This is a genomic window from Micromonospora sp. DT4, assembly GCF_049841675.1.
Lineage (GTDB): Bacteria > Actinomycetota > Actinomycetes > Mycobacteriales > Micromonosporaceae > Micromonospora.
Map to the genome: position 1 here is coordinate 1 of NZ_JBNCKT010000177.1, position 7,188 is coordinate 7,188.

General features: G+C 66.4%; 6 protein-coding genes and 1 pseudogene. All 7 read left to right on the forward strand.

Translation table 11 applies throughout. The annotated features are described in order from the left end of the window. Positions 1 to 468: 468 nt before the first annotated feature. A complete protein-coding gene (locus tag ACLQ24_RS27810; protein WP_425894702.1) occupies positions 469 to 1,728 on the forward strand; it encodes an ATP-grasp domain-containing protein in 1,260 nt (419 codons plus the stop codon). Next, positions 1,725 to 2,978: an ATP-grasp domain-containing protein gene (locus ACLQ24_RS27815; protein ID WP_425894703.1), complete on the forward strand. Its 1,254-nt coding sequence runs from the start codon at positions 1,725 to 1,727 to the stop codon at positions 2,976 to 2,978. Before ACLQ24_RS27810 ends, ACLQ24_RS27815 begins: the two co-directional genes overlap by 4 nt. After that, positions 2,975 to 4,186, forward strand: a complete 1,212-nt coding sequence (locus ACLQ24_RS27820) for an MFS transporter (RefSeq protein ID WP_425894705.1) — start codon at positions 2,975 to 2,977, stop codon at positions 4,184 to 4,186. The genes ACLQ24_RS27815 and ACLQ24_RS27820 overlap by 4 nt, the downstream gene beginning before the upstream one ends. After that, positions 4,179 to 5,159 (forward strand): diiron oxygenase, encoded by a 981-nt coding sequence (locus tag ACLQ24_RS27825; protein WP_425894706.1) that lies wholly within the window; start codon positions 4,179 to 4,181, stop codon positions 5,157 to 5,159. Before ACLQ24_RS27820 ends, ACLQ24_RS27825 begins: the two co-directional genes overlap by 8 nt. Continuing rightward, positions 5,156 to 6,001, forward strand: a complete 846-nt coding sequence (locus ACLQ24_RS27830; protein ID WP_425894707.1) for a methyltransferase domain-containing protein — start codon at positions 5,156 to 5,158, stop codon at positions 5,999 to 6,001. The genes ACLQ24_RS27825 and ACLQ24_RS27830 overlap by 4 nt, the downstream gene beginning before the upstream one ends. Positions 6,002 to 6,015: 14 nt before the next feature. Continuing rightward, on the forward strand, positions 6,016 to 6,972 hold the full coding sequence (locus ACLQ24_RS27835; protein ID WP_425894708.1) for an FkbM family methyltransferase: 957 nt from the start codon (positions 6,016 to 6,018) through the stop codon (positions 6,970 to 6,972). Continuing rightward, a pseudogene (locus ACLQ24_RS27840) lies at positions 6,969 to 7,188 on the forward strand (hypothetical protein); the annotation flags it as partial. The gene ACLQ24_RS27835 and the pseudogene ACLQ24_RS27840, both read left to right, overlap by 4 nt.

The window sequence follows — 7,188 nt, forward strand, 5'->3', positions numbered from 1 at the left end:
AAGATCATGCCAGCCACAGCCACCACAGTAGACCGCAGCCCCGCTCAGCCGATCAACTCAAGCTGAATACGTACGGTGGTACCTCCGGGTTGCACCTCGGGCAAGCTCGGCGCAGGGCTTACCGACAGCCCAGCGCCCATGGAGAAGGGCTCGCGGGCGTGCGGTCGCAGAGCCATCACGCTGGGGTACGTCCATCTTCATGGCGTCCCAACCGGCTGTGCTGACAATTTTCGGTCATGCCGCCGTACCACGCCGGCAGGCTTTCCCACACCGGTTGATCCCGTTACGCTGGCCTGGTCTCCAGGACATCACGTAGAGGTGGTGACCTCTTTACCTTCGCAGCTCAGCGCAGCAGACGCGTCCACATTCCGGATGCAGGCGGCGCCAGTCGTCGCAGCCCGGCCACCTACACGGTCAATTTCCTCAGATTTCTGACGCAGGCCGCTCCATCCGCCCGAAAGGTTCTCCATGCTCGCTGACCAGACCGTTCTCTTTGTCAACACCCGCCCGAGTCCCACCGAAGCGGAGCCGTGTTTTGACGCGGCGCGGGCGCTGGGTCTCGACGTCGTGTTGCTCGCCGACCGACCAGTGGCGGGAACAGAAGGTCTGGCAGCCGAAGTAGTGCTGGTGAACACCTTCGACTTCGACGCCCTGGTAATCGCTGCCCAGAAGGTGGCCGCCGAACGCAACGTCGTCGGTGTCGTGTGCTGGGGTGACCGGGACGTGGAAGGCGTCGCCGCGGTGGCTCGTGCCCTCCGGCTTCCCGGTAACACCCCCGAGAGTGCCGCCATCGCACGTAACAAGGCTCACACCCGCGAGGCGTTGCTGGCCAACTGCCCCGACCTCACCCCCCGGTTCGCCCGCGTCTCCAATCCCGAGGAGTTGGAGGCGGCGCTTCAGCACGTGCCGCTACCGGCCGTACTCAAACCGGTCAGCGGATCGACCAGCAAGGGCATCTTCGCCGTGGACAGCCGAGACGCGGCCTTCGCGGCTCTGACCGAGCTGATCGCATACACGCAGAAGTCGATCGACCCGATCTTTCACTTCAACCCGGGTCAGCTGATCCTCGAGACACGCATCGACGGCAGTGAGCACAGTATCGACGGCATCGTCCGCGGCGGCGTTTTGGCCGCGGCCGCGATCACGGACAAGAGCGTGCGCCCGCCGCACTCCCTGGAATACCTGCAGACACACCCGACGGCGCTCGACGCCGATACGCAGCAGCGCGTCCTCGACGCCGCCCAGCGGACGGTGACCGCGCTCGGACTCGGCACCACGGCGATCCACCTGGAACTCCGCGTGACCGAGGGTGGCCAGCCGATGATCCTGGAGATGAACAGCCGCACCGGCGGCGGATACATCACCACGCACCTGCTGGCTATGAGCCGAGGCTACGGGTTCCTGGAACAGGTCCTGATCGCCGTGTGTGACCTCGGGCCGACGATGGCGATGCCGCCCGCGTACACCGTCGCGGGTTCCCGGCAGGTCATCTCCGCCGAGACCGGCCGGCTCAGCCGCATCGACGGCGTCGCCGCCGCACTCGACGTTCCAGGTCTGCTGACATTCGCGCAGGATGCCCCGATTGGATCCGCCGTCGCCCAACCTCCGTCCAGCTACACCAGCGCGATCATCGGCACGCTGATTGCCCGTGGGCCGTCGTTGGCGGCCGTGACCAGTGCGCTGGAAGTCGCGGATGCGCTGGTGACCGTAGAGGTAGAACACCCGTGAGTCGACCCCGCATCATGGTGCTCGGTGGCGGCGGCCCGGCATCACACGTCGCCGACTGGTCCCGCCGCATCGCCGTGCAGGCGGCAGCACGGCAGATCGACCTGGTCATGGCGGATCTCCCCGAGAACCTCACCAGCGTGGACGGACTGCCGGCGATTGTCGAGACGGTGCCCGTCGACTACAGGGATCCGGACGCCTGCCGGCTCGCCGCCTCGGCCGTCCATGCCCGGCATCCGATCGCGGCCGTGGTTGGCTTCCGCGAGTATTCGCTGATCCCGGCGGCGATGTGCGCCGACGACCTCGGCCTGCCCTGGAATCCGGTAGCCGCCGTCCGCACGGCCCGGACAAAGGACCTGTGCCGAGCCGCCCTCGTCGCCGCCGGCCTACCGCAGCCGGCCTGTCACCGCGTCGACTCTCCGCACGCGGCTGCCGCTCTCCTCGCCGAACTGCCCGGCGGGCGCTGGGTGATCAAGCCCGTGGATGCCTTCGGCAGCGAGGGCGTCCAACTGCATCACTCCGGGTCCGACGTCACGCCGCTGGTCGAGGCCGCCCTCGCGTTCAGCGAGGCGGCGCTGGTCGAGGAGTTCGTGGACGGTCAGGAGTACAGCGCCGAGGGCATCATCATCGCCAACGTCCCCACCGTGCTCGAAATTAGCCGCAAGCACACCACGACTCCCCCGTTCTTCGTCGAGCTCGGCCATGACCAACCGGCCGATCTGCCGCCGGCCACTCACGAGGCGGTGGTCGACAGCGTCGTTCGGGCGGTCGGAGCGGTCGGGCTCACCCACAGCCTCTTCCATGTTGAATTCTGGGTGACCGACTCGCAGCGGGTGATCTGTGGAGAGGTTCACTCCCGGACCGGGGGCGACTGGATCCACGCCCTGACGGAGCATCGCCGACCCGGCCTCGAACTTTTCGGATCGGTGTTCGACGACGTACTCGGCCGTGACACGCGGCTCCCGGACGCCGACCCGGCCCGACGGGCGTCGGTACGGGTGGCGGTTCCGCCGGCCGGACGCCTGCTCGGTGTGACAGGTGTCGAGGAGGCCGGAGGCGAAGCGGGATGCCTGGCCGTGGACGTGGTGATCCGCCCCGGAACCACAGTCGACGCCCTACACGACTCGTTCGCCCGTGGCGCACTCGTGGTGGCCGGCACCGAGGACGGCACCGACGCTGGTGCCGCAGCCGACCGGATCGTCGGGAGGCTACGGTTCGAGGTCGCCACCTCTTCGGGGGCGATGCCGTCGTGACCGCCGTGACGGTGCCGCAGCGAATGCGGCTGGCGCAGCGCAACGCGGCGGTCGGCCTGTACGGACTGGTCAGCCTCACGATGCGGGGTGGCCTCGCCGTCCTCGGCATCGCTGCGGCCGACGACTTCCACTGGTCAGCCGCACTGACCGCGGCGTTCGTCGCGTATGCCACGCTGGTGATGCGCTTCGGCCGGGTGCTGGTGGCGCCATTCATGGGCTCGACCTCGGTCCGGAACGTCACACAGCTGAGCCTCCTCGGGATCGGTCTGGGCTATCTCCTGTTGTCGTTCGCGCATTCGGTGGCCGTGGCCTGGATCGCGGTCACGCTGATCGGCACGGGCTACGGTGGGGCTGTCCTCGCGATCAAGGTGCTGATGGTGGGCGAGCAGCCATCCGGTGTGCTGCGCCGCCTCGGGCTCCTGGCCACCGCCCTGAACGTCGGGGCCGCCGTCGGTCCACTGGTCAGCGGTCTGATCCAAGCGTCGTACGGCGCCGACATCAACTTCCTACAGCTCGGTCTCCTGTCGATCGCGGGTGCGGCGTTGACATCGCTGCTGCCGTCCGCCCGCACCCAGGTCGCCACGACGTCGGCGCGACCGACCGTCCGCCGCCTCACCGATCCCGAGGTCAGCTACCCCCTGCTACTCCTGGTCTTCGCGTTCGCGCTCTACGCACAGTTGTACGCGACCGTACCGCTGCTCGTACACGCCCGACTCGATTCCGGATGGGTGCTCGGTGCCGTCTTCGTGGTCAACGCCGTTGTGGTGATCGCCCTGCAAGTGCCGGCGAGTTCGCTGGCAGCGCGCCTAGACGCCGTCCGCCGGTACGGGCCGGCCATCGGTCTGGTGTGCTTCGCGGCCTCGTTCGCAGTCCTGGCGTACGCGCACACCGGCGCGGTGGTGCTGGGAGCCGTCGCCATAGCCAGCATCGCCGAATGTCTCGTGCTGCCGATCGTCGAGGCCGACCTGTCCGCGCTCTTCGGATCCGGCGCGCTCGTTGCCGCTTTCACTCTCTCCGCTCTTGCCATGGGGGTCGGGGAATCCATCGGCTCGTACCTCGGGGTGAGTCTCATGCTCGTCGGCGGAAGCACTGCCAGTTACTTCCTGCTGGCACTGGCATGCCTGAGCGGTCTGTGCGCGGCCGTGGACACGGCTCGCGCGTTCCTACGTTCCAGGTCAGGTGCGGGTGTCACGGTCACTCATGGATGACTGGTACGACCGGGCCGGCGTCCGTCGACAGCCGAGGCGCCGCTTCGCCGCTGACGAGTCGTCCTCCGCCCTCTTCTCCCGAAGGAGCCTGCCCGAATTCGGGCATCCGCTGGTCCAGGGGCTCGACCCGGCTCAGCACGAACGCATTCTTGCCCAGCACCTCTACCGCTATCTCCGCTTCACCGTTCACCTGGAGACGCGAGTGGTCAACCGGGCGCTCACCGCGCTGGCGACCCAGGACGTGGCGATGCCGCTGACCGACCAAACGCGTGAGGAAGCGCTGCTGATTCTCACGGATGAGTCGTTCCATGCCCAAGCCAGCCTCAACATGCTCCGCCAGGTGGCTCATGCGAGCCGGATCGACCCGGTTCGGTATGACTTCGACGCCGTGCTCGAACTGCTCGACGGACCCGAGGGCAACCATGCCAGCGGGTACGAGGCGATCCGCCACCTGCTGCAGGCATGCGTCTTCGAGACGATGGTGACCTCCATCCTCGACGAGCTACCCGCAGATGACACGGTCCATCCATCTATCCGTCGGATCGTGGCCGACCACGCCGAGGACGAGCGGGTTCACCATGTCTACTTCGCACGGTTCTTTCCGGAGTTGTGGACGGCGCTGGACGGACGAACGCGCAGTGCTGTCGCCCGCGACTTGCCGCAGATGATCCTTGCCTGCGCACAGCCGGACGTCCGTTCGGCAGAGGTAGCGTTGATCGACGGTGGCCTCCGGTCGGACGTGGCCCGCGAGGTCATTCAGGCGACCTATTCGCGGGACGTGGTCACCCGACGGGTCCGGACAACCGCGCGACACACCATCCGGCTGTTGACCAGGTGCGGGGTGCTCGACAGCGACGAAGGACGCGACTCGTTCACCGCGGCCGGCCTCATCGCGCCGGACGCCACCGTCGTCGATGTCATCGAGTCCCCGGTACACCCCTCCTCCACGTTGCTCGGGAAGGATGACTCATGAAAACACCAGCCGTCGATTCCGCTGGGCGAAAGTCCGAAGTGACAAGATTCAAGACCAACAGCCCGTCAGCAACAAGCGATTCGCTACCCGCACAGCGGGACAACGGGAAACGCGATCCGCGACGGGACGAGGCGATGCAGGTCGGCGACGACATTGTCGCCACGGACACACGCTGGAGCTTTGCGGGTGCCACGCCCAACCACTTCGACAGCCACGTCAACCGCAGCGTCCCGCTCTACCAGGCCGGCCACGATCTGATCGGCAAGTGCGTGGAGTTTTTCTGCCGGCCGGGTGCGACCATCATCGACGTCGGATGCAGTACCGGCACGCTCCTCGCCAGCATCGCGCAGAAACCGATGGCCACCGGCCTGAACCTGGTCGGGGTCGACATCGAGGCGGACATGGTCCGGGCGGCCCGTCAGCGCTGCGCCGAGCTGGAGAATGTGACGATCCGGCAAGGCGACGCGTTGAACACCGACTACACCTCGGCCAATGCCGTGATCATGTATTACACCATGCAGTTCGCGCCGCCCCACACACGTCCGGCCATTGTGCAGCGGGTCTACGACGGTCTTCTGTCCGGCGGCGCGCTGATCCTGTTCGAGAAGGTGCTCTGCCCGGACGCGCGACTGCAAGACATCATGCAGCAGCTCTACATGGACTTTAAGTTCGACAACGGGTTTGACGCCGATGAGATTTTCAACAAAGCTCGGAGTCTTCGATCCGTGATGGTTCCACAGCCCAGCTCGGACACCTACGGCCTATTGCGTGCGGCTGGCTTCACCAGCATCGCAACCATCCAGAAATACCTCGTCTTCGAAGGGATTCTGGCTATCAAATGAGAGATTTGAGTCGCGTGCATAACATCGACGCCTATCGAGTCGAGGGCACTGCCTTCCTGTTCGAGGATCCGGATTTCAGTGTCGTCCGTGACTGTGTTCCGGGGCAGGCGTACGAGCCGGTCGTGGCGACACTGCTGTCGGCAGCGCTGCACCAGCCGAATGCCCGCTTCGCCGATATCGGCGCCCTCTACGGCTTCTTCTCGTGCTGGGCCGCTCGGCACGTACCCGGTCTCAGCGTCGTCGCCTTCGAACCAGAGCCCGCGTATGCCGAGGTGATGCGCCGCAACATCGAACGAAACCGGGTGACCGTGGAGGTAGCCCAGGTCGCACTGGTCGACCGTGTCAGATCCGTCTCCTTCCATGGCCGCACGGTTGAGCCGGATACCCAGTGGGCGACGTGGCGGCGCAGCTACCTGCGGTCGTTGCGCAACGTGCCCGGCCGCGTCGTCGAACGGCGCAGGGGCGGCACCCGGCCCGTCGTCGCCGGAGACAACGCGCCGACGGCCGGATGGCTCGCGGTGCCATTGAGGACCCGCCAGGTCGAGCGGGCCAAGACCCGCACCACGGATCCGGTCCTCGTGACCCACACCGTTGCCGGCATCGACCTGGACACGTACGCCGAGCGCAAGGGTTGGTACCCGAGCGTCGCGAAGATCGACGTGCACGGCGGGGAAGGACTCGTCCTGCGGGGCATGCGCTCGGTGCTCGCAAAACACATCGACCACCTTTTCCTCGAGCTACACACGCCGGACTACCTGGTTGACACGACGTACGAGGAGATCTTCGACCTCCTTGAGGAAGCCGGCCTGGTCCTGTACGACCTGCGCGGCTTCCGGCACCGGAGGGGTGCGCTGGTGCCGATCACCGAAGAGCGGCGCCGCGCGATATGCGACCCACGGACGTGGACGCCGGAAGAGCTTTACTACATGCGATTCCTCTACGCCTGTCGGCCCGGCTGCGAACTCGCATGAAAGGACCAACCCCCACCGTCAACGTACGGCGCGCACAGATCGACGAGATCGATCAGGCGCTGATCGATCTGATCAAACGTCGGCGGGCGCTGTCGGAGCTTGTCCAGTCCGAGCGAATGCAGAACGGCGGTACGCGGATGGATCTAGGGCCTGTCTTGTGGATCATGGTTGGTGGGGTAGGAACATCACGGGTGTCCGGAGTGTTACCCGAGCGCT